The organism is Clostridiales bacterium (assembly GCA_018333995.1).
Classification (GTDB): Bacteria; Actinomycetota; Coriobacteriia; order Anaerosomatales; family SLCP01; genus JAGXSG01.
Genome location: JAGXSG010000003.1, coordinates 25,327 through 47,539 on the forward strand (window position 1 = coordinate 25,327; position 22,213 = coordinate 47,539).

Annotated in this window: 19 protein-coding genes; all 19 read right to left on the reverse strand. The window is 66.8% G+C overall.

Annotated elements, in window-relative coordinates; genetic code table 11:
* Positions 1 to 88: 88 nt before the first annotated feature.
* Entirely contained in the window at positions 89 to 1,672 is a 1,584-nt protein-coding gene (locus KGZ40_00820) for an NAD+ synthase (protein MBS3956065.1), read from the reverse strand.
* A gap of 309 nt (positions 1,673 to 1,981) precedes the next feature.
* Positions 1,982 to 2,788 (reverse strand): tryptophan synthase subunit alpha, encoded by an 807-nt coding sequence (trpA, locus tag KGZ40_00825; GenBank protein ID MBS3956066.1) that lies wholly within the window; start codon positions 2,786 to 2,788, stop codon positions 1,982 to 1,984.
* Positions 2,775 to 4,013: a tryptophan synthase subunit beta gene (trpB, locus tag KGZ40_00830; GenBank protein MBS3956067.1), complete on the reverse strand. Its 1,239-nt coding sequence runs from the start codon at positions 4,011 to 4,013 to the stop codon at positions 2,775 to 2,777. The genes trpA and trpB overlap by 14 nt, the downstream gene beginning before the upstream one ends.
* Entirely contained in the window at positions 4,010 to 4,654 is a 645-nt protein-coding gene (locus KGZ40_00835; GenBank protein MBS3956068.1) for a phosphoribosylanthranilate isomerase, read from the reverse strand. The genes trpB and KGZ40_00835 overlap by 4 nt, the downstream gene beginning before the upstream one ends.
* A gap of 24 nt (positions 4,655 to 4,678) precedes the next feature.
* Positions 4,679 to 6,025, reverse strand: coding sequence for a TrpB-like pyridoxal phosphate-dependent enzyme (locus tag KGZ40_00840; GenBank protein MBS3956069.1), 1,347 nt, complete (start codon positions 6,023 to 6,025; stop codon positions 4,679 to 4,681).
* A gap of 28 nt (positions 6,026 to 6,053) precedes the next feature.
* A complete protein-coding gene (locus KGZ40_00845; GenBank protein ID MBS3956070.1) occupies positions 6,054 to 6,881 on the reverse strand; it encodes an indole-3-glycerol-phosphate synthase in 828 nt (275 codons plus the stop codon).
* Positions 6,878 to 8,629, reverse strand: a complete 1,752-nt coding sequence (gene trpD / locus KGZ40_00850; GenBank protein ID MBS3956071.1) for an anthranilate phosphoribosyltransferase — start codon at positions 8,627 to 8,629, stop codon at positions 6,878 to 6,880. The genes KGZ40_00845 and trpD overlap by 4 nt, the downstream gene beginning before the upstream one ends.
* On the reverse strand, positions 8,626 to 10,116 hold the full coding sequence (gene trpE / locus KGZ40_00855; GenBank protein MBS3956072.1) for an anthranilate synthase component I: 1,491 nt from the start codon (positions 10,114 to 10,116) through the stop codon (positions 8,626 to 8,628). The genes trpD and trpE overlap by 4 nt, the downstream gene beginning before the upstream one ends.
* Before the next feature lie 606 nt (positions 10,117 to 10,722).
* Positions 10,723 to 11,064: a phosphoribosyl-ATP diphosphatase gene (hisE, locus tag KGZ40_00860; GenBank protein MBS3956073.1), complete on the reverse strand. Its 342-nt coding sequence runs from the start codon at positions 11,062 to 11,064 to the stop codon at positions 10,723 to 10,725.
* Positions 11,054 to 11,317 carry a phosphoribosyl-AMP cyclohydrolase gene (hisI, locus tag KGZ40_00865; protein ID MBS3956074.1) on the reverse strand — a complete coding sequence of 88 codons (264 nt, stop codon included), beginning with the start codon at positions 11,315 to 11,317 and terminating at the stop codon, positions 11,054 to 11,056. The genes hisE and hisI overlap by 11 nt, the downstream gene beginning before the upstream one ends.
* Before the next feature lie 89 nt (positions 11,318 to 11,406).
* Positions 11,407 to 12,222: an imidazole glycerol phosphate synthase subunit HisF gene (gene hisF / locus KGZ40_00870; GenBank protein ID MBS3956075.1), complete on the reverse strand. Its 816-nt coding sequence runs from the start codon at positions 12,220 to 12,222 to the stop codon at positions 11,407 to 11,409.
* Between the two features lie 7 nt (positions 12,223 to 12,229).
* The gene (gene hisA, locus KGZ40_00875) at positions 12,230 to 12,961 is read right to left on the reverse strand and encodes a 1-(5-phosphoribosyl)-5-[(5-phosphoribosylamino)methylideneamino]imidazole-4-carboxamide isomerase (protein MBS3956076.1); all 732 of its coding nucleotides are present in this window, start codon (positions 12,959 to 12,961) and stop codon (positions 12,230 to 12,232) included.
* Positions 12,962 to 12,964: 3 nt separating this feature from the next.
* Positions 12,965 to 13,558, reverse strand: a complete 594-nt coding sequence (gene hisH / locus KGZ40_00880; protein MBS3956077.1) for an imidazole glycerol phosphate synthase subunit HisH — start codon at positions 13,556 to 13,558, stop codon at positions 12,965 to 12,967.
* Between the two features lie 38 nt (positions 13,559 to 13,596).
* On the reverse strand, positions 13,597 to 14,190 hold the full coding sequence (gene hisB / locus KGZ40_00885; protein ID MBS3956078.1) for an imidazoleglycerol-phosphate dehydratase HisB: 594 nt from the start codon (positions 14,188 to 14,190) through the stop codon (positions 13,597 to 13,599).
* Positions 14,187 to 15,317, reverse strand: a complete 1,131-nt coding sequence (hisC, locus tag KGZ40_00890; GenBank protein ID MBS3956079.1) for a histidinol-phosphate transaminase — start codon at positions 15,315 to 15,317, stop codon at positions 14,187 to 14,189. The genes hisB and hisC overlap by 4 nt, the downstream gene beginning before the upstream one ends.
* 11 nt (positions 15,318 to 15,328) lie before the next feature.
* Positions 15,329 to 16,636, reverse strand: a complete 1,308-nt coding sequence (hisD, locus tag KGZ40_00895) for a histidinol dehydrogenase (protein MBS3956080.1) — start codon at positions 16,634 to 16,636, stop codon at positions 15,329 to 15,331.
* Positions 16,637 to 16,679: 43 nt separating this feature from the next.
* Positions 16,680 to 17,312, reverse strand: coding sequence for an ATP phosphoribosyltransferase (locus KGZ40_00900; protein MBS3956081.1), 633 nt, complete (start codon positions 17,310 to 17,312; stop codon positions 16,680 to 16,682).
* Between the two features lie 32 nt (positions 17,313 to 17,344).
* Positions 17,345 to 18,634: an ATP phosphoribosyltransferase regulatory subunit gene (gene hisZ, locus KGZ40_00905; protein ID MBS3956082.1), complete on the reverse strand. Its 1,290-nt coding sequence runs from the start codon at positions 18,632 to 18,634 to the stop codon at positions 17,345 to 17,347.
* Between the two features lie 133 nt (positions 18,635 to 18,767).
* Positions 18,768 to 22,208, reverse strand: a complete 3,441-nt coding sequence (gene dnaE, locus KGZ40_00910; protein MBS3956083.1) for a DNA polymerase III subunit alpha — start codon at positions 22,206 to 22,208, stop codon at positions 18,768 to 18,770.
* Positions 22,209 to 22,213 lie beyond the last annotated feature (5 nt).

Below are 22,213 nucleotides of genomic sequence, written 5' to 3' on the forward strand. Positions count from 1 at the left end.
GGCAGGCGCGCTCCTATTCAATGTAGTCGAACGGGGCGGGGTTTTCTAGACGCGACGCGACGGCGCCAACGTAACGCCCACGCCGCCCCTACCCCTCGTAGCGGTTGGTGATCGGCATCCGGCGGTCCTTGCCAAACGCCTTTGGGGTCACCCGTATGCCAACAGGCCCTTGGCGCCTCTTGTACTCAGCGCCATCGACCATGCGGCACACCTGCTCGACCACCTCACGGTCGTGACCGGCGGCGATGATGCGTTCGCGAGAGAAATCGCGCTCGACATAATCGGCAAGGACCGCGTCGAGCACGTCGTAGTGAGGCAGCGTGTCGTAGTCGGTCTGACCGGCGGCGAGCTCGGCGCTCGGTACCTTCTCGATCGTCGAGCGCGGAATGACCTCGCCGGCGCGGTTGCGCCAGCGTGCGAGCTCCCACACGCGCGTCTTGAAGATGTCTTTGATCGGCGCGAACCCGCCAACCATGTCACCGTAGAGCGTCGAGTAGCCCACCGCGAGTTCGCTCTTGTTGCCGGTCGCGAGCACGAGCCAGCCAAACTTGTTCGACAGCGCCATGAGAAACATCCCGCGCACGCGGGCCTGGAGGTTCTCCTCGGTCACGTCAGGATCGTAGCCCGCGAAGTGGGGCTCGAGTGCGTCGAGCATCGCGGCGAAGGGTCTTTCGATCGGAAGCTCGCGGCACTCGAACCCGAGGTTGGCGGCGAGCGCGTGCGAGTCCTCCACGCTGCCTGAAGACGAGTAGCGCGACGGCATCGTCACGCCGTGCACGCGCTTTGCGCCGATCGCGTCAACAGCGACCGTCGCCGTGAGCGCCGAATCAATCCCTCCGGACAACCCGACAACGACCTCGCGAAAACCGTTCTTCTCGACGTAGTCGCGCAGGCCGAGGGTGAGCGCCGCGTAGACCTCCTCGTCGCGGTCTGGGAGTTGCGCGATCGGGCCGCCGCCGGGGATGTCGGCGATCAGCAGGTCCTCCGCGAACGCCGCCGCTCGCGCGACCACGGTACCCGACGGGTCGATGAGCACGGAGCGGCCATCGAAAACGAGCTCGTCCTGACCGCCCACGAGGTTGCAAAACGCGAGCCACACGCCGTTTTCGGCGGCTCGTGCGGCCAGCATCGCCTCACGGTCGGTACCCTTTCCTGTGTGGAACGGCGAAGCCGAGAGGTTCACGAGAACGCGTGCGTCTCGGGCGGCCTCAGCGGCCACCCCGGGGATCCAGACATCCTCACACACCGTCACCGAGACGGTCTCGCCTGCGACCGCGACATGCGACACGGAAGCGCCGGGCTCAAAGTAGCGCTCCTCGTCGAAGACCCCGTAGTTGGGAAGCATCCGCTTGCGGTAGACGTGCTCAACGGCCCCGTCACGGATCAGCGCGGCAGCGTTGTAGAGCACTCCCGCATCGGCGTCGACGAACCCGGCAAGCGTCGCGCCGCCCGCGCACTGCGCCGCCACTCCCTTGAGCGCCTCAAGGTTGTCGTGGACGAAGTGTGCTCGCGCAAGCAGATCCTCCGGGGGATATCCGGTCAGCACGAGCTCGGGAAAGACGGTGAGGTCCGCTCCGGCCCCGTGGGCGCGGTGCATCGCCCGGACAACACGGACGGCGTTTCCCTCGATGTCCCCGACGACTGCGTTCACCTGCGCGAGCGCGATACGCACGGTGCCCCTCTCGGCATGTTGGGTGCTGACGTTGAAAGGATAGCACCCCGCAGGCGCGGTCCTTGCTCACGTGGTTCGATGTGGCTCAAACAAGCCCGGCGATATGCCGATAAAACGGGCAGATACTACCTGTCCCGACGATGGAGGCGCGGGATGGTGCGTAAGGAGATATGTCCGCGATGCCGCGGCGACAAGTACGTGGCCGTTAGGACGGACACGGGCGCGTCAAAGCACCTCAAGTGCCCGGAGTGCAACGGTACCGGCTACAAAGTAAGGGTGGTCCACCACTTTGCCCGGTAGCGAAGACGCCTACCGGACGGCCGTTTTGAGCGCCGCGGCAAGCTCGCGTACGAACTCTCCCACCGTCTGAGGATCGCGTTGCCGCGCCACGATCGCAGAACCGATCACGACGCCGTCTGCGACCACACCCACAGCAGCCGCCTGCGCGGGCGTCGAGACACCAAACCCCACCGCCACCGGCAGCGCCGTAGCGGCTTTCACGCGCACGACGAGTTCCGCAAGCCCAGGGGCTAGCTCGGCGCGCTCTCCCGTGACGCCGGTCGAAGAGACGCAGTAGACAAACCCCTCGGAGGCCGAGCCGATCACCGCAAGCCGCTCCTGCGTGGATGTCGGCGCCGCAAGGAACACGGTGTCAAGGCCGTGCGCGACGTCACGCCACGGCAACGCGGCCTCAGGCGGCATGTCCGGCACGATGACGCCCGACACGCCCGCCGCCCGCATCGCCTCGGCGGCATTGGCAAGTCCAAAACGCATGAGCGGGTTCAGGTACGTCATAAGCGCTACCGGCGGCGCAGGCGCGTCTGGTGTCGATCCGCCGATGAACTCGGCAGCAAGCGAGATCGTCTCGGCGAGGCCAAACCCGTGCTCGCGCGCAATGCCCGCCGCGCTTGCGATGACAGGACCGTCCGCGACGGGGTCGCCGTAGGGCACTCCGAGCTCGATAACGTCAGCTCCGGCGGCCGCGGCGGCGCGCAATGACGCGAGCGACGTCGCACGGTCGGGAAAACCGGCCATCAGGTAGGTGATGAGCGCGGTTCGCCCTGCCGTAAAACCGCGGCTGAGGCCAACCACGGCATGCTGGTTATCCAGAGCCAAGACCCGCCTCCCGCACGATGTCCATATCTTTGTCGCCCCGGCCAGACACGTTTACCACCACGATCGCCTCAGGACCAAGCTCGGCCCCGAGTCTGGGCAACATCGCGAGCGCATGACTGCTCTCGATCGCCGGGATGATGCCCTCGGTTTTCGTGAGCAGGGCGAATGCTTCGAGCGCTTCGGCATCGGTCACGGCTTCGTAGCGTACGAGGCCTTCATCTTTGAGATAGCTGTGCTCAGGTCCCACACCGGGGTAGTCAAGCCCGGCCGAGATCGAATACGCCTCAAGCGGATTGCCGGCGTCGTCTTGAAGCAGGTAGCTGTAGAAGCCGTGCAGCACGCCGGGCGAGCCTTTGGTGAGCGCCGCGCCGTGCTTGTGGGTGTCGACGCCGAGCCCGGCCGCCTCCGCGCCCACAAGGAGCGGGCGCTTGCTCGCCGACAGGGCGCGCAGGAACGGGTAGAACATGCCGATGGCGTTCGAGCCGCCCCCGATACACGCGACGACAGCGTCGGGCGTGCGCTCGAGCCGCCCCTCGAGCTGCACGAGCGTCTCCTCGCCGATCACCTTCTGGAACTCGCGCACGATCGCCGGGTACGGGTGCGGCCCGACCGCGCTGCCGAGAACGTAGAAGGTGTCGTTGACGCGTTCGACCCAGTGGCGGAGCGCGGCGGTGACAGCGTCGGCGAGCGTGCCAGTTCCCTCCGCCACGGGAATGACCTGCGCGCCAAGCAGCCGCATCTTGTAGACGTTGAGGGATTGGCGGCGCATGTCCTCAGTACCCATGAACACCGCGCATTCCAGGCCGAAAAGGGCCGCCGCGGTCGCGGTCGCCACTCCGTGCTGGCCAGCTCCCGTCTCGGCGATGACCCGGAACTTGCCCATGCGGCGCGCGAGCAAACACTGGCCCACGGTGTTGTTGATCTTGTGCGCGCCGGTGTGCGTGAGGTCTTCGCGCTTGAGGTAGACGCGGCCGAGCCCGGTCGCCTCAGCGAGCCGGTCAGCACGGTAGAGCGGTGTGGGACGGCCCACGTAGTCTTGCAGCAACGTGCCAAACTCCCCGGCGAACGCGGGGTCCTCAAGCGCGTGCGAGAACGCCTCGGCAAGTTCATTGAGCGCGGGCACAACCGTCTCAGGCACGAACGTGCCGCCGTACGGTCCAAAAAATCCCTGCGCGTCGGGACTCGAGTACGCGGACTCCGCCGAGGGGAGCAACGACTCTTTCATACTCTCTCCTCCTCATCGGCCGCTCGAACAGCGGCGACGAACGCATGTAGCGCAAGTTTGTCTTTGTAGCGGGGACGCTCCTCCACGCCTGAGGCGACGTCGACCGCGAAGGGGCGCAGCGTTCGCACGGCATCGCCGACGTTTGCTGGCGTAAGACCACCCGCGACCGCCACCGGTATCCAATCGGGCAGCGGAAGCACGCTGTTCCACGCAAACGTGCGTCCGGTACCGCCGTCCTTGCCCTCAACCAAGGTGTCGAGGAGCAGCGCGGCAACGCTCCCGCGATACGCCTCAAGACTCGCTGGATCAAACGCGGGGCCGACCCGCACCGCCTTGACCACGGGAGCGGGAGCATCGACGCACATCTCGGGTGTTTCAGCGCCGTGGAACTGCACGGCCGCCAGGTGAAGCCTCCCGACCGCCTCGGCAACGAAGTGCGCGGGCGCGTCCACAAAGACGCCAACCCGCGCCACGAACGGCGGCACGACCGCGAACACCGCCTCAGCCTGGGAGATCGTGACCTGCCGGAGCGAATCCGTGAGCACTACGCCAACGGCGTCAGCCCCGGCGCGCACAGCTCTCGCCGCGTCTTGCGGCGTGGTAAGACCGCAGATCTTGACCCGTGTCCTGACGTTACGCACGTCACTCCCTTCCCGGCACGACGCTCACGCGCTCTCGCACATTGCGCCGTTGGCAAAATCGTAGTCCTGCAGCTTGTCGCTGTTGTACGCCTCGTATGCCGCCAGATCGAAGTGGCCGTGGCCCGACAAGCAAAACAGGATCGTGCGGTCTTGGCCCGCCTCACGCGCTGCGAGCGCCTCGTCGATCGCCACGCGGATGGCATGGCTCGATTCCGGCGCGGGCAAGATGCCCTCGGCTCGCGCGAACCGCACGGCCGCCTCGAAGCACGCGTTTTGGTGAACGGCGACCGCTTCGATCGCACCTTCCTTCGCAAGCATCGACACGAGTGGCGAATCGCCATGATAACGCAGTCCGCCTGCGTGGATGCCAGCGGGCACGAAATCGTGGCCGAGGGTGTACATGAGCATCTTGGGCGTCATGCCTGCCTCGTCGCCGAGGTCGTAGCGGTACTCGCCCGCGGTGAGCGTGGGGCACGCCTTCGGCTCGACTGCGACAAGGCGCACGTTCGACTTTCCGTCGAGACGGCGCTTGTAGTATGGGAACGAGATACCGGCGAAGTTGGAACCGCCGCCCACGCACGCCACCACGACGTCGGGCTCAACGCCGGCCATCTCCATCTGCAAAATGGCTTCCTCGCCGATGATCGTCTGGTGCAGGCAAACGTGGTTGAGCACACTGCCAAGGCAGTAGTGGGTGTCCTCACGCATCGCTGCGTCCTCGACCGCCTCAGAGATCGCTATGCCGAGCGACCCGAGCGATGAAGGATCGACGTCGAGCACATGGCGGCCCGCGTTCGTGCGGGTGCTGGGCGAGGAGATGACCTCGGCGCCGTAGGTCTCCATGAGGATGCGACGGTACGGTTTCTGGTCATACGAGATGCCCACCATGTAAACGGTGCACTCCATGTCGTAGAGCGCGCACGCGATCGACATTGCGCTGCCCCACTGACCAGCACCGGTCTCGGTCGAGATGCGCTTGATGCCCTCAAGCTTGTTGTAGAACGCCTGCGGGATAGCGGTGTTGGGCTTGTGGCTCCCCGCCGGCGAGACGCCCTCGTACTTGTAGTAGATCTTCACCCCCTCGGGAAGGCCGAGGTCGCGCTCGAGCTGGAGCGCGCGGTTGAGCGGGCTCGGACGGTACGTCTTGTAGACCGCTTGGACCTCCTCGGGAATCTCGATGTAGCGCTCCGGCGACATCTCCTGCTTGATGAGTTCCATCGCAAAGAGCGGGGCGAGCGCCTCGGGGCCAATCGGCTCGTCGGTCTGCGGGTGGAGCGGCGGTGCGAGCGGGGCGGGCAGGTCAGGGATGATGTTGTACCAACTCGTTGGCATGTCCTTCTCGTCGAGCACGAACTTGGTGCGGTCTGACATCTCGATCTCCTCCTTCACGCTGTGCCGGTCAGGTATGGGCTGGCATATCTACGCGGGCGGCGCCTCGTGCGACACCCGTCAACTCTTCAAGCACGTCTTCCGGAAACGGCGCGCGCATGAGCGTCTCGCCCACGAGCACCGCGTGGGCGCCTGCGGCCGCGGCGGCCTCCACGTCTGCTCGCGTGCGCGTGCCGCTGGCCGCGACAACGGTGACGCCGGGTAGCTCCGCTGCCGCCGAGACCACCCGGCGGGCACGTGCGGGATCGACCGCAAGGGTGCGCAGGTCGCGCGCGTTCACGCCGATGAGCGTCGCGCCACACCTGCGCGCGATGGCGAGCTCGGTCTCGTCGACGACCTCCACGAGCGCCTCGAGGTGCAGCGTCGCCGCAAGGTCGAGGTAGTCGCAAAGGCGCTCCTCGCCGAGCACGCTCACCATGAGGAGCACGGCGTCCGCGCCGTGACCGCGGGCGGCGAAGACTTGTGCCGGATCGACCACGAAGTCCTTGGCGAGCACCGGCACCTCAACCGCATCCGCAACGTCCGAGAGGTCCGCGAACGACCCAGCGAAGACCTCCGGCTCGGTGAGCACGCTGATGGCGGCCGCTCCTCCGTCCGTGTAGTGGAGCGCCTGCTTGGACGCCTCGCACTCCGGCGCGATTGGCCCGGCGCTCGGAGAGGCCTTCTTGACCTCGGCGATCACGGCGACATCGGAGCGCTCGGTGAGCGCAGCGGCGAACGGACGCGGAGCGCGCGCGCAACACGCGAGCCGCTCGCGATCGGCTGCAGGCAGCGCGCCGTACTCGGCTGCGATGCGCGCCGTGCGTCGCGCGATCATCTCTGTGAGGAAGTCGCTCACCGTACGCCTCCCGCACCGGAACCGTGCGCCGCCGTGACGGCGAGCCGCCGCGAAACAGCCACGAGCGACTCGAGGGCCGCGAGCGCCCGTCCGGAGTCGATCGACTCGCGTGCGGCGACCACACCGGCCGCGAGATCGTCTGCCGCGCCGGCGGCAAGCAGCGCCGCTCCGGCGTTCATGAGCACGATGTCGCGGTGCGGTCCGTGCGCGCCCTCGAGTACGGACCGCAGAATGCCCGCGTTTGCGGCCGCATCACCGCCGGTGATGCCAGAAAGCGTACCTCGTGCGATGCCGACCTCCTCAGGCGTGACCTCGTAGGTGCGCACCCCGCCTGCGTCCGCGTCATACTCGGCCACGGTGGTCGGGCCGAGCGTCGAGACCTCGTCGAGACCGGGGTACCCGTGTACGACGAGCACCCGCTCGGCGCCGAGACGCCCGGCGACCTCGGCCATGACCGGCGCGAGACGCGCATCGTAGACGCCGAGGAGCTGACGGCGCGCACCGGCCGGATTGGTGAGCGGGCCAAGGACGTTGAAAACGGTGCGGATGCCAATTTCACGCCGCGGACCGGCCGCGTGCCGCATGCTCGCGTGTAGCGAGGGCGCGAACAGGAAGCCCACGTTGCACTCGTCCACGCACCGAGCCATCTGCACCGGGTCGAGGGATACGTCGACACCGAGAGCTTCAAGGACATCAGCCGAGCCCGCCGCGCTCGAGACAGCGCGGTTGCCGTGCTTGGCGACCGCCACGCCCGCGCCAGCAACCACAAACGCGGTCGTCGTCGATATGTTGAAGGTCGCAAGCCCGTCGCCACCGGTCCCGCACGTGTCGATGTAGCGCTCGACGACGGGCCGTACCGCGGTGGCGCGGTCGCGCATCGCGCGCGCGAAGCCGACGATCTCATCGGCGGTCTCGCCCTTCATGCGCATCCCCACGATGAGCGCGCTGATCTGCGCGTCCGTCGCGTCGCCGTCCATGATGGCGCCCATGACCGCGTACGCGTCCTCCTCGGTGAGCGATGCTGCGCAGCTCACCGCCCCGATGGCCGAGGCGATCGCGCGAGCGGTATCGGTCCGCGGGGCGCTTGCGGGGGGCGCGGGCGCGTCCACGCTCGCGGTCCCAAGCGCGGACTCGGCGGGCTGCGCGGCGGGCGCGGCGGGCTCGGCGGGGGCAAGCTCACCCGCGAGCACGAGGAAGTTCGCGAGCAGCTTCGCGCCCTCGGGGGTGAGCACGCTTTCAGGGTGGAACTGCACGCCATAAAGCGGCAGCTCGCGGTGGGTGAGCGCCATCACGACTCCATCGGACGTGCGCGCGTGCACCTCAAGGGCATCGGGCAGGGACTCGACCTCGACGCAAAGGGAGTGGTAGCGCGTCGCGGTGAACGGGCTCGGGATGCCGACGAAAAGTCCGGTGGCGTCGTGGTGCACCTCGTCGGTCTTGCCGTGAACCGGCACCGGCGCTCGGCACACAGTGCCGCCGTAGACATCGGCGATGCACTGGTGGCCAAGACACACGCCGAGGAGCGGCACGCCGGCCCCCGCCGCGGCGCGCACGACATCGCGAGAAACACCCGCGTCATCCGGGGTGCCGGGACCGGGCGAGATGACAATGCCCACGGGGCCAAGCGCAAGGGCGTCTCTTGCGGAGATCTCATCGTTGCGGCGCACCTCGACCTCAGCGCCGAGCGCCGCGAGAAGCTGCACGAGGTTGTAGGTGAAGCTGTCGTAGTTGTCGATGACGAGGATCACGCGGCACCTCCCTCGCTGCGCATCCCGGCGGCCAACTTGAGCGCCTTGTGGAGCGCACGCGCCTTGTACAGGCACTCGTCGTACTCGCGCTCTGGGACGGAGTCGGCGACGATGCCCGCACCAGACTGCAGGTAGGCGCGCCCGCCAGCGAGCACGAACGTGCGAATAGTGATGCACATGTCCATCGCCCCGTCGAGCCCAAAATATCCCACCGTGCCGGCGTACGGTCCACGCGCCGCGGGCTCAAGGTCGGCGATGATCTCCATCGCGCGGACCTTGGGCGCGCCCGAAACCGTCCCCGCCGGGAACGTCGCCTCAAGCGCGTCGACAGCGTCCCTGCCCGGCGCGAGTTCGCCGGTCACGTTGCTGACAATGTGCATCACGTGGCTGTAGTACTCGACCTCCATGAGCTCGTCCACGGAAACGCTGCCCGGCACGCTCACGCGCCCGAGATCGTTTCTTCCGAGATCGACAAGCATGACGTGCTCAGCGCGCTCCTTCTCGTCTGCGAGCAGATCGGCGCGCAAGCGGCCATCCTCGGCGAGATCGGCGCCGCGTGGGCGCGTGCCCGCGAGCGGGCGCGTGAGTACCGTGTTGCCCTCCACGCGCACGAGCGGCTCGGGGCTCGACCCCACGAGCGTCACGTCACGCGTGCGCAGGTAGAACATGTACGGGCTCGGGTTCACCGCGCGCAACACGCGATAGAGATCAACGCCATCGCCGTCGTACGGGGCGCTGAAACGCTGCGAGAGCACGACCTGGAAGATGTCGCCCGCCGCGATGTGCTCCTTGGCGCGCCTGACCTGGCCGAGAAACTCCTCGCGCGACGTGTGCTCGGTGAGCGGGACCTCGGCGGTAACGCCCACGCTACCAAGCTCCGCGCCGCGCGGCCCCTCGTCAATGCGCCTGAGGTAGCCGTTAATGCGGCCGAGCGCGCGGTCGTACGCGGCCTCCGGCGCACCCCCGGGCCTCACCGGCGCAATCACCTGCATGACGCGGCGCGCGTGATCGAACGCCACGACGACGTCGGCCATCATGAAGACGAGATCGGGCACGCCGAGCTCATCGGTCGCGTGCCGGGGGACCTTCTCGAAGGCGGTGGCGGCCTCGTAGCCAACGTAGCCAACCGCGCCGCCCACAAACAGCGGCAATCCCGGCACCCGCGCCACGCGTCCCGCGTCGAGTCTCCGGGCGACCACGCGCAGCGGGTCATCCGCCTGCTCGCCGCTCACGCCGCCGTTTTCCACGACGACCTCGCTCCCGCGCGCGCTCACGACCTCGCGGTCGCCCACACCCAGGAAGCTGTAGCGGCCGAGCCGCTCTCCCCCGACGACGCTCTCAAGCAGGAACGCGTGCTCCGCGCCCTCGGCGAGCGCCATGAACGCGCTGATCGGTGTCGCGAGGTCGGCGTAGACCTCGCGCGCCACGGGGACCACGTCGTGGTCCTCCGCCAACCGCACAAACTCATCTCTGCTCGGCACGATCATGCCCCGCACTCCTTCTCGGCACGTTTCACCTGAGAGATGCGGGGCCCCTAACCTGCCGAGAGAACACAAAGACCCCTCATCCCCAAGGGACGAGAGGTCATCTCGCGGTGCCACCCTTGTTGCCCCGCCACCGTGCGGCGGGACCACTTGTCCTGACAGTACGTGGACGACCGCGCCGCGTTCGCGGTGGCGCTCCGTCCGAATACCCGGTCCCTTGTATCGGTGGGAGTCCGCCGGAACTAGTAGGCGTCGCCGCCGTTGCTCCGGAGCCTCAGGGGTCCATTCCTGCCGGTCGCCCAGGCCGGGTTTCCACCATCCCCGACTCTCTACACTGTGCTGACCGGAGTACTACTCCCCGTCATCGGCGCGTATCCGATTGTAGGCGCGAGTGTAGCATCGTGACGCAACGGGGTGCAAATCGCTCGCGTACCGAATCAGTATCGGACGTTGCACTCACGCCCGGTACGCCTCTGCACAGCGATCAGCGAAGCTCCGCCTGAGCGCGCCTAATCTGGTGTACGATCGGGAGCAACTCCTCGTAGGGCATGCGCTCATGGCGGGTGTCGAGCAGCACCGGGACGCTCATGTATCTCCTCCGCGCGCCCCCTACTTCCGCCTGCTCGCGAGCTCGGCCGCAAGCTCGTCGGGCGAAACACCCTCGCGCACCATCACGACGAGCAGGTGGTAGACGAGATCGCCGATCTCGTAACGCAGCTGCTCGGTGTCGCGGTCGCGGGCGGCGATGATCACCTCGGCGGCCTCCTCACCGATCTTTTTGAGGAGCTTCTCTTGCGGGCCGGCGAGAAGCGCGCTCGTGTAGGAGCCCTCGGGCATCTCGGCTTTGCGCTGCTCGAGCACGGCGAAGAGCTCCTCGAGAACGGGGCCGATGCGCAGGGGCTCGGCCGGGCTCGGCGTGGCAAAAGAGGAGCTGACGGTGTCATCGCTCATGGGGAGCGTCCCCCTCGGCTGCAAGCGGACGGTAGAAACATGTGCGCTCGCCGGTATGGCACGCCACGCCCTGCTGGGAGACGCGCACAAGGAGCGCGTCGGCATCGCAGTCGGCGAGCACCTCGACGACCTGCTGGGTGTTGCCGGACGTCTCACCCTTGCACCAGTACTCCTGGCGCGAGCGGCTCCAAAACCACGTGCGGCCTGTCTCGAGCGTGCGGCGGACCGCCTCGTCGTTCATGTAGGCGACCATGAGCACCTCATCGGTGTCGTGCTGCTGCACGACGGCGCAGATGAGGCCCTTGTCGTCGAACTTCAAGTCCTCGATGCGGACGGACTCACTCACCTGACCCACACTCCTTCCACGGGTGAACGCGCTTCCTCGGCGACCTCGACCCTGCGTACCGGTATGTCGTGGGAAGCAAGGTGGCGCTTGATGTCGGTGATCCTGAACGTGCCAAAATGCAACGTGCTCGCCGCGAGCACCGCGTCGGCGTCCGCCTCGGCGATGACCTCGGCGAAGTGATCGAGCTCTCCCGCGCCGCCGCTCGCTATGACGGGGATTGAAAGCGCGCGGGTGATTGCGCGCGTGAGGGGGATGTCGTAACCGTCGTTGGTGCCGTCACGGTCCATGCTCGTGAGCAGGATCTCCCCGGCACCGAGACGTTCGGCCTCGCGCGCCCACTCGACGGCGTCGAGACCGGTCGCAACGCGCCCGCCATTGATGAAGACCTCCCAGCGCTCCCGCCCGCCGGGAACACGCCGCGCGTCGATCGCCACGACGATGCACTGCGACCCGTAGATGCGGCTCGTCTGGGTGATGAGTCCCGGCTCGCGCACCACAGCGGAGTTGAGCGAGACCTTGTCGGAGCCGGCGAGCAGCATCGCGCGGATGTCGGCCGCCGAGCGCATCCCGCCGCCGACGGTGTACGGGATGAAGACCTCCTCGGCAGTTCGCGCAGCGACCTCGAGCATCGCCGGGCGCTCCTCGTGACTTGCGGTGATGTCGAGAAAGACAAGCTCGTCGGCACCCTCCGCGTCGTAGAACGCGGCGAGTTTAACGGGATCGCCCGCATCGACGAGGTCAACGAAGTTGACACCCTTGACCACGCGCCCGTCGTGCACGTCGAGGCAGGGTATGACGCGCTTCATCAACACGGCAGCGTCACGGCTCCACTCCGTAACCCACGGCGATCGCTTCTGGCAGCGTGAAGCGCCGTTCGTAGAGCGCCACGCCCACGATGACGCCTTCCACCACTGAGCCGAGCGAGGCGAGATCCCGGATGTCGTCGAGTTCTGAGACGCCGCCGGAAGCGATGAGGGGAATGTCGATTTGGTTTGCCAGAGCGCGGTACGCGCCGTAGTTCACACCCGCCTGCATGCCGTCACGCGAGATATCTGTATAAACGACACGCTTTACGCCAAGAAGTTCAAGCTCGCCGATGAGTTCGAGCACGCCGCGCTCGGTGCCCTGACGCCACCCCTCGATCGCGACCTTTCCGTCGCGCGCGTCTATGCCCGCGACCACCGCCTCCGGGTACGCCGCGCACGCCTCGGCAACGAACTCCGGGCTCGTCACGAGGGTCGTGCCGAGCACACACCGCGTGACGCCGGCATCCATGAGGGCCGCAAACGTCGCCATCGAACGGATCCCGCCGCCAGTCTGGACCGGTACATCGACCTCGGCGGCGATACGGCGGATGACCTCGATGTTGGCGGGCACTCCGTCACGCGCACCGTCGAGGTCGACGACGTGGAGCCACTCAGCACCGCTCTCGGCCCACTCGCGCGCCTGCGCGACGGGATCTTCGTTGTACACGGTCACCTGATCGTAGCAGCCCTGCCTCAGGCGCACGGCCCTGCCGTCGAGGACGTCGATTGCGGGAAAGATTTGCATGTGTCACGCACCCTCCAAGACGATCCGGCCAAAATTCGCGAGTACGGCGAGCCCCGCCGCGGAGGACTTCTCCGGGTGGAACTGCACCGCATACGTGCCACCGGAACCCACGGCCGCCGCAAACGGAATTCCGTATACGCTCGCTCCGATAATACAGGAAGTATCTTCCGGAACGACGTGGTATGAGTGCACGAAGTAAAACGCGCTCGCCTCGGCGATCCCCTCGAACAATCGGCTTTCACGCGGGTAGCTCACCGTGTTCCATCCGATGTGCGGCACCTTCACACCGCCTGGCAACCGTTCGCAGCGTCCCGGCACGATTCCGAGACCTTCGTGCTCGCCATCTTCGAGGCCCACATCTGCGAGAAGCTGCATCCCCAGGCAGATCCCCAAAAACGGCGTGCCCGCCGCCACCCGCTCGGCAATGAGTTCCCACACTCCAGAGGCGCGAAGGTTCGCCGCCGCGTCACGAAACGCGCCCACACCCGGCAACACGATTCCGTGGGCCGAGGAGACCTCGGCCGGATCGCCGGTGACAAAGACGCCAGCAACTCCAGCGTGCTCGAAGCCCTTTAGCACACTGCGAAGATTTCCCATCGCGTAGTCGATGAGGGCGATGCGGGGTGCGCCTGCGCTCACAGCGCCCCTTTGGTCGAGGGCACCGTGCCGCCGATGCGCGGATCCACCTCGACGGCATCAGCAAGCGCGCGCGCGACCGCTTTGAACGCCGCCTCCACGATGTGGTGCGCGTTGTCTCCCGCGAGCTTGTGAACGTGCAGCGTAAGGCCCGCGTTGGCGGCGAACGCGGCCAAGAACTCGCGAGCGAGCGAGGTCTCAAACGTGCCGATGAACTCGATCGGCAGCTCGACGTCGTAGGTGAGTCCTCCTCTCCCGGAGATGTCAATCGCCGCGAGCACGAGCGCCTCGTCCATTGGGATGGCCGCCGAGCCGTAGCGCCGGATACCCGCCTTGTCTCCGAGCGCCTTGGCGAGAGCGGCACCAAGACAGATCCCCACGTCTTCCACGGTGTGATGCGCGTCGACCGCCAGATCTCCTGCCGCCTCGACAGAGAGCGTCATGAGACCGTGGCGCCCAAGCGCGTCGAGCATGTGGTCGAAGAACGGCACGCCCGTATCGACGCTCGATGCGCCGGGCGTGTCGATGTCGAGCGCGACGGTGACGCCGGTCTCTTTGGTCGTGCGTGTGATCGAGCCTGTCCTTGGCGTCATCTTGAGCCCAACTCCCCTACCATTCCGTGGCGCACGTGCGCGCCGCTCCCTAAGATCGCCGAGGCGCGCCTCCCGGCGAGAATCTCGGCAACCGCCTCTATGAATCGCTCGTTTTCCGTGTCGCTTCCCACCGTCACGCGGAGGCAACCCTCAAGTCCCGGCGTACGCGAGAAGTCGCGGATAAGCACAGAGTGGTTGTGCAGCAGGTCCCGCCAGACCGCCGAGGCGTGCTCGACCCTGAACAGCACGAAGTTTGCCTCGGAGGGAAAGACCGTGACCTCCTCGAACGCCGTGAGCCCGTGCATGAGCGTGTCGCGGCCCCGCATCAGGTCGCGGATAGATTGCTGGAAGACGACCCGCTCGCGAAAGACCGTCGCCGCCACCCACTGGGCGAACGCGTCGACCGAGTACGGCTGGCGCACCTTGGTGAGCTCGCGGATCACGTCCTCGTGCGCGAGCAGGTACCCGACGCGCAGGCCCGCGAGCGAAAACGCCTTGGAAAACGTACGCAAAATGACGAGGTTGGGGTGACGCTCCATGTGCGGGCGCATCGTGTGACGGCTGAACTCGAAGTACGCCTCGTCGACGAGCACGAGAGCGTCGGTCGCGTTCAAGATGTCGATGAGCACGGTCTCCGGCGCGATGTTGCCCGTGGGGTTGTTGGGGTGCGCGATCATCACAACGTCGATGTCACCTGGGGCAAGGCGCGCAAGGATCGTGTCCGCGTCAAGGGCGAACTCCGGCGTGCGCGGGACACGAACAAGGTTCGTACCCGTGACCTGGGCGTCGATACCGTACATGGTGAAGGTGGGCGGCATATCGAGCAGCGTGCGGCCGGGCCCTCCCCACGCGAGCAGAAGGTCGAAGATGAGCTCGTCTCCACCGTTGCCCACGAGCACGTTTGCGGGCTCGAGACCGTTGGCCTCGGCGATGAGCTCGCGCAACCTGCTCGCCATCGGATCGGGGTAGCGGTTGAAGGGAAACTCTTTGAGGCGCGCCGAGAGCTTCTCGATGATCTCGCCCGGCAGGTTCGACGGATGCTCGTTGGCGGCAAGCGACACGTCGACCTTGATGTCCTTGGCGTCGTACGGGACCAGGTGCTCAAGCTCCGGCCTGGCCGGTCGGATGCGGTTCACGTCTACCCCTCCTCGGCGATCTCGCGCATCGCGGCAAGCCTGAGGCGCACCGCGCGAGCGTGGGCGTCGAGGCCCTCGGCGTCGGCGATGAGCGCCGCGGTGGGGCCGTCGAGCGCAAGCGCTTCGTACGAGTACGAAAGCACTGAGGATTTCTTGACAAAGTCCTCTACGCCAAGCGGGCTCGAGAAGCGCGCGGTGCCGCCGGTAGGAAGCACGTGACTGGGTCCGGCCACGTAGTCGCCGATCGTCTCAGGCGTGAAGTGGCCAAGAAAGATCGCGCCGGCGTTTCGCACCGAGCCGAGAAGTTCAAACGCCTCGGCCATCTGGATCTCGAGGTGCTCGGGGGCGATCAGGTCGACGGTGTCGAGCGCCGCCACGATGTCGGGGCACACCACGACGAGCCCGTTGTCACGAAGCGCGCGCTCGGTCACCTCCCGACGCGGGGAGTCGGCGAGCAGCACGGCGAGCGCCTCTTCGACTTGCGCGGGAAGGTCAGGCTCCGTGGTGACGAGGTAGGTCGCCGCACGCGGGTCGTGCTCGGCCTGCGCCATGAGGTCGATGGCGACAAACGCCGGGAGCGCGGTGTCGTCGGCGAGCACGCAGATCTCGCTAGGACCAGCGAGCATGTCGATTCCCACGTCTCCCATAACCAGCTTCTTGGCAGCGGTCACGTAGGCGTTTCCCGGCCCGACGATCTTGTCGACCCGCGGGATCGACTCGGTGCCAAAGGCAAGCGCCGCCACCGCCTGCGCGCCGCCAACTTTGTAGATCTCGTCCACCCCGGCCTCCGCGGCCGCCGCGAGCGTGTAGGGATTGACGGTGCCGTCCGGTGCCGGCGGCACGACCATCACAACCTGGTCCACCCCCGCCACACGAGCAGGGATCGCCGTCATGAGCACGCTCGACGGGTAGCACGCGCGGCCTCCGGGTACGTAGCATCCCACGCGTCGAAGGGGCGTGACCTTCTGGCCGAGGAAGATGCCGCCCTCCTGTGTGGTGAACCACGAGTGCGGGACCTGGCGCTCGTGATACTCGGCTATCGCGCCCGCCGCAAACGAGATCGCGTCGAGGAACTCGCGGCCCACCATTGCGACGGCGGCGTCGATCTCCTCAGGTGTCACGAGCAGGGTATCGAGGACGGCGCCGTCGAACTTCTCGGTGTACTCTCGCACAGCCGCCTCGCCGCGCTCACGGACCGCCTCGACGATCCTGGCCGCCACGCCAAGAACCTCGGCGTCCAGACCCCCGGAGCGCACGATATCTGACTCCGCAAGGCGCTTTCCGCGTTCAAGGATTATGGTTCGCAACATGTCGGGGTGTACCCCTTTCAGGTCGGGGCGGCAGGCGCCGTCTCTATTCTAGCCCCACGGCGGCGAGACGCTCGGCCAGATCGGTGATCCGGGCGGAATCGGTGCGCAGACTCGCGGGGTTGGCGACAAAGCGCGCGGTCGAAGGAAGCACGTCTTCGACGATACGCAGGTTGTTCTCGCGCAGGGTCGTGCCGGTGGCGGTGATGTCGACGATCTGATCGGCGAGCCCGATCAGCGGTGCGATCTCGATGTTGCCGTGAAGCTTGACGATCTCTACCTGCACACCCTTCGCGGCGAAGTGCCGCTCGGTGATGCGCGGGTATTTGGTCGCGACTCGGATGACGCCGAGGTGACGGTAGTGTCTGGCAACCTCAGCTTCCGAATCGCACGGCTCCGCGACAACGAACCTGCACTCGCCGAAGCCCAGATCGAGCATCTCGACGAGCGCGAGACCGGCTTCAACGAGCGTGTCCTTGCCAACGATCCCGACGTCGACCCCGCCATAGGCGACGTAGGCCGGGATGTCGGTGGGTTTCGCGATCACGAACTCGATCTCGCCCGCCGTCACGATGAGCTGGCGGCCCGCTTCGGCAAGCCGCCCGACGTCGACACCCGCAGATCTCAGCACGCGGAGCGAATCGTCGAAGAGCGCACCCTTGGGGACGGCGAAGCACATGCGGCCTGAGCGCTGCGCGGCGCTCCTGGCGATCATCGCGCACCTCCGCCGGGCGCGGGGGTGCTAGCCGGTGCGGGCAACACCTCGGCGCACGCGCCGTCGCCATCGGCGTCGGCGTCGGCGTCGGCATCGGCATCGGCGTCGAGGCGCACGATCTCGCCGCCCTCGGCGAGCACCACCTCGCGCGCGCCGGCCGCGCGCGCGGCGCACACAGCGTCGGGCGCGGACATCCCCGGGGCGATACGCACACGCAATCCCGTAGCGCGCAGCCGCGCCGCCGCCGCGAAGACCTCGGCGGGAACGGTGCCGCACACGAGCGTGTCGAGTCCGCGCACCGGGATGCTCACTCCCTGCTCGGCAAGCGCGATGTGGAGCCGCTCGATGCCAAGCGCGAACCCGGCGGCCGGAGCGGGCGTGCCGTAGACCGACAGGACCGCGTCGTAGCGGCCACCCCCGCCTATCGCGAGCCCGAGCCCGGGCGCCAAGACTTCGAAAACGACGCCGGTGTAGTAGTCAAAGGAGCGCATCACTCCAAAATCAACGGTCACGCGCGCGGCGGCCCCCGTCGACTCGAGAAGCTCCCACAGAGTGCCAAGTTCGTCGAGCGCCTCGGTGCAGCCGCACTCCCCGGCAACCGCGCGGCACCGCTCGATCGCTTCCATGCCACCCCGGATACGCGGCACGGTCCGGATGGCCTCGGCCACAGCGGGTTCGATGCCCCCGCTCACCGCCAGGCGCTCGATCTCCACGAGATTGCGCTCGTGGGCCGCCGCAAGGACGGCCGAGCGCCACTGCGCATCCCCGCCGGACGCCTCGAGGAGGGCGCGCAAGACCGCGACCGTACCCAGCGCGATCGTGTAGCGGAGCGCGCCGGTCGCGTCGAGAGACTCGGCGAGCATGGTGAGGACTTCTGCGTCCGCGGCGGGACCAGCCGCTCCCACGAGCTCGACTCCGGCCTGGGTGAACTGCCGAGCCTGTCCGCGCAGCGAAACGTGCTCGCGAAAGACGTCTGCGACGTAGCTCAGGCGGTGCGGCCCGGGCGTGTCGCGCAGACGGGAGGAGACGAGCCGCGCGATCGGCACCGTCATCTCAGGGCGCAGCGACAGAAGAACACCGTCAGTGTCAAAGAGGCGAAACGCTCGTCCTTCCAGGCTCGAGCCGGTACCCGCCGCGAGCACCTCGTACTCTTCGGCGACCGGTGTTTCGACTCGACCGTAGCTCCATGCGTCGAACACGCCCGAGAGAGTGTCGGCGATGACGGCGCGTTCCGCCGCCTCCTGCGGGAGCACGTCGCGAAATCCCCGTGGTGTGATTGGCTGCACGATTCCTCCTCCCGGCGTCAGTTGCCGTGTGCGGTCTCGGGCGACACTCTATCACAGTAGAGTGCTGTAGTGCTAGAGCGATGTAGCGCCCAGGTGTCCGCGCACAGATACTCGCGCCAGCGCCCTCCTCCCACTACCGCTCGCTGATCGCCGCCGCCCCAAAGAGTTCGATCAGTTCAGCGTGGAGCCCGGAGGCGCCGGCATCGATCCCGGCGGGCATCTGGAACGTCTTGGTCACGCCATTGCAGCAGACCTCGAGAAGGAGCGCGTCTCGGCCGGGGTACATCTCCACGATGCGCCGAAGCCGATCCGCGCGCCCGTTTTGCAGCACGTCCTCCGAGGCCCGCACGACCACCGTGGACGGAGGGGGCGCGAACGCGGCCCCGTCGAAGGGCTGGACCTCGTGCACGATGAGCTTCACACCGCGATCTGAGTTCTCGATCTTTGCCTTGAGCCGCAAGACCGCGTCGACCGACGCCACAATCCCCGCCCTCTCAAGGACCTGCGGGAAGAGCACCGCCTCGGTGAACCCTTCGAGGTCCTCGAAGGTCAGTATCGCCATCATTCCGCCTCGCTTGGTGGGCTTGCGCGCAACTCCAGTCACGATGCCAGCGAACCATCCCGTCGCGCCGTCTGGCGCCTCGTCGATCTCGCCGAGACTCATCGTGCGCGCATGCGCGATCGCGTCGGCGATCTCGCGCAGCGGGTGGTCCGAGACGTATATGCCGAGCATCTCTTTCTCGAACGCGAGCAGCAGCTTCTTGTCCCACTCGTCGCCGTTGGGCGGCGGCGCGTGATCGGAGAAGCCCGAGCTCTCCTCGGCGGTGAACATGTCAAACATCGAGACCTGTCCGGCCGCCTGATCGCGCTGCCGCCTGAGGGCCGAATCAACGCACGCGTCCATCAGTGAGGTGAGGTGCTTGCGCGTATAACCTGTCGAGTCAAACGCCCCCGCCTTGATGAGCGCGTCGAGCGCCTTTTTGTTGAGCGCGGTCAGGTCGACACGCGTGCAGAAGTCTGTAAGCGAGGTGAACGCCCCGCCCTCCTCACGGGCGGCGATGATGCACTCGACGACCCCCGCGCCCACACCGCGGATGCCAGCGAGGCCAAACCGGATGCCCTCCGGCACGGCGGTGAAGTCGAGGCCCGACGAGTTGACGTCGGGCGGGAGCACGCGCATGCCGGCGCGGTTGCACTCCGCGACGTACTTGACGATCTTGTCGGTCTTGCCGGCGTACGAGGTGAGCACCGCCGCCATGTACTCGGTAGGATAGTGCGCCTTGAGGTAGGCGGTCTGCATCGTGATGAGGCCGTAGGCGGCCGAGTGGCTCTTGTTAAACGCGTACTCGGCGAACTTCTCGATGTCCTCCCACATCCGGGCGGCAAGCTTGGGGTCGTAGCCTTGCGCACGCGCGCCGTCGACCCAGTCGGCTTTGAGCGCGTCGAGCACCTTCTTGTCCTTCTTGCCCATCGCCTTGCGCAGCTTGTCCGCTTTCGCCGCCGAAAAACCGCTCATCTCCATGGAGATGCGCATGACCTGCTCTTGGTAGACGACAGTTCCGTACGTCTCCTCGAGAACCGGTTTGAGGCGGTCGTCGTAGTAGGTGACCTCCGCGCGTCCGTGCTTGCGGTTGACGAAGTCCTTGACCATGCCTGAGCCAAGCGGCCCGGGACGGTACAGCGCCAGCAGCGCGACAATGTCGGCGAATGAGGTGGGCTTCATGTCGCGCAACAGCGCCCGCATGCCCGGCGACTCGACCTGGAACACGCCCACGGTGTCTCCCTGGCGGAGCATCTCGAAGGTTGGCTCATCGTCGAGCGGTATCTCGTCAGGCTTGATCGTGGTGCCATGATTTTCGGCGATGTTTCGCACCGCCTGCGCGATGACGGTGAGGGTACGCAGGCCGAGGAAGTCCATCTTGAGCAGGCCGAGATCCGCGATGACGTTGCCGTCGTACTGCGTGACCACCGCGTCGCCTTTGGTGTCGCGCTTGACCGGCGTGTGCCAGAAGAGCGGGTCGCGGCAGATGACGACGCCCGCGGCGTGCACGCCCTCGCCACGCACGATCCCTTCCAGCGAGCGCGCGGCGTCCACGATGCGCTTGGTGTCGGGGTTAGAGCCGTAATCCTCCCTGAACTCCGGGTTTTGCGCGAGCGAGGAGTCGATGGTCGCTTTGAGGTCATCTACGATCATCTTCGAGATCCTGTCGGGCACCCCGTAGGGATAGCCGAGCACACGGCCCGCGTCGCGTACCGCTGCCCGCGCCTTCATCGTGCCAAACGTGATGATCTGCGCGACCTTGTCCTCGCCGTACTTGTCGCGGACGTAGTCGATGACCTCGCCGCGGCGCTCGTCATCGAAGTCGATGTCGATATCGGGCATCTCGGCACGCTCGGGGTTCAAGAAGCGCTCGAAGAGCAGTCCGTGCTCGATGGGATCGAGACTCGTGACGCCGAGGGCGTAGGCGATGATCGAACCAGCCGCGCTTCCGCGCCCCGGCCCCACGCCAATCCCGCACTCCTTTGCCCACCGCACAAAGTCAGCGACGATGAGGAAGTACGCGGCATACCCCTTGCCGTTGATGACCGCAAGCTCGCGCTTAAGGCGCTCCATCGCCTCGGGCGGCACGGGGTCGCCGTAGCGGCGCACGAGGCCCACGAGGCACTCGGCCTCAAGGAACGACTCTTCCGAGTGCGTGCCAGGAACCTCGAAACGCGGGAAGACGAGCCGGTCAAATTCGATCTCGACGTCGCATCGATTCGCGATCTCTACCGTGTTGGCTATCGCTTCCGGGTACGCCGCCATGATCTCGGCCATCTCACCGGGCGACTTGAGGTAGAACTCATCGCACGAGAACTTCATGCGCCCCTTCGCGTCGAGCGTCGAGCCGGTCCCGATGCAAAGCAGCAGGTCTTGAGCCGCAGCGTGCTCTTTGGCGGTGTAGTGGACGTCGTTGGTGGCGACGAGCGGCAGCCCGAGCTCGGCGGCGAGAGAAGCGGTCTCGCGAGTGATCTGGGCTTGAGTCACGCCGTTGTCGGCGGCAAGTCCCTGGTCTTGGATCTCCAGGTAGAAATCCCCATCCGCAAAGACGCGCGCGTAGCGCATCGCCCACTCGCGAGCCTCCTCAGCCATGCCCAGCTCGAAGGACTTGCTCACGATGCCGCTCATGCACGCGCTTGTCCCGATGAGGCCCTCGGCGTACCGTTCTAGCAACTCAAGGTCTACCTGAGGCTTGTAGTAGAAGCCGCCAACCGACGCCTCGCTCACGAGCGCCATCAGGTTGCGGTAGCCAGTCGCGTTCTTGGCGAGAAGAAGCAGGTGGTAGAGGTCGGGCTTGCCTTCGCGGGTGAACCGCGAGCCCTTGGTGAAGTAGATCTCGCAGCCGATGACCGGCTTGACGCCCACCTCCTTCGCGGCGCGGTAGAACTCAACCGCGCCGTACATCCCGCCGTGGTCGGTGATGGCGAGCGCGGGCATTCCGTACGCCGCAGCGGCCCTTACAAGGTCGTTGACGCGCGCCGCTCCGTCGAGAAGCGAATACTCGGTATGAGTGTGAAGGTGGACAAAGGACATAGCGA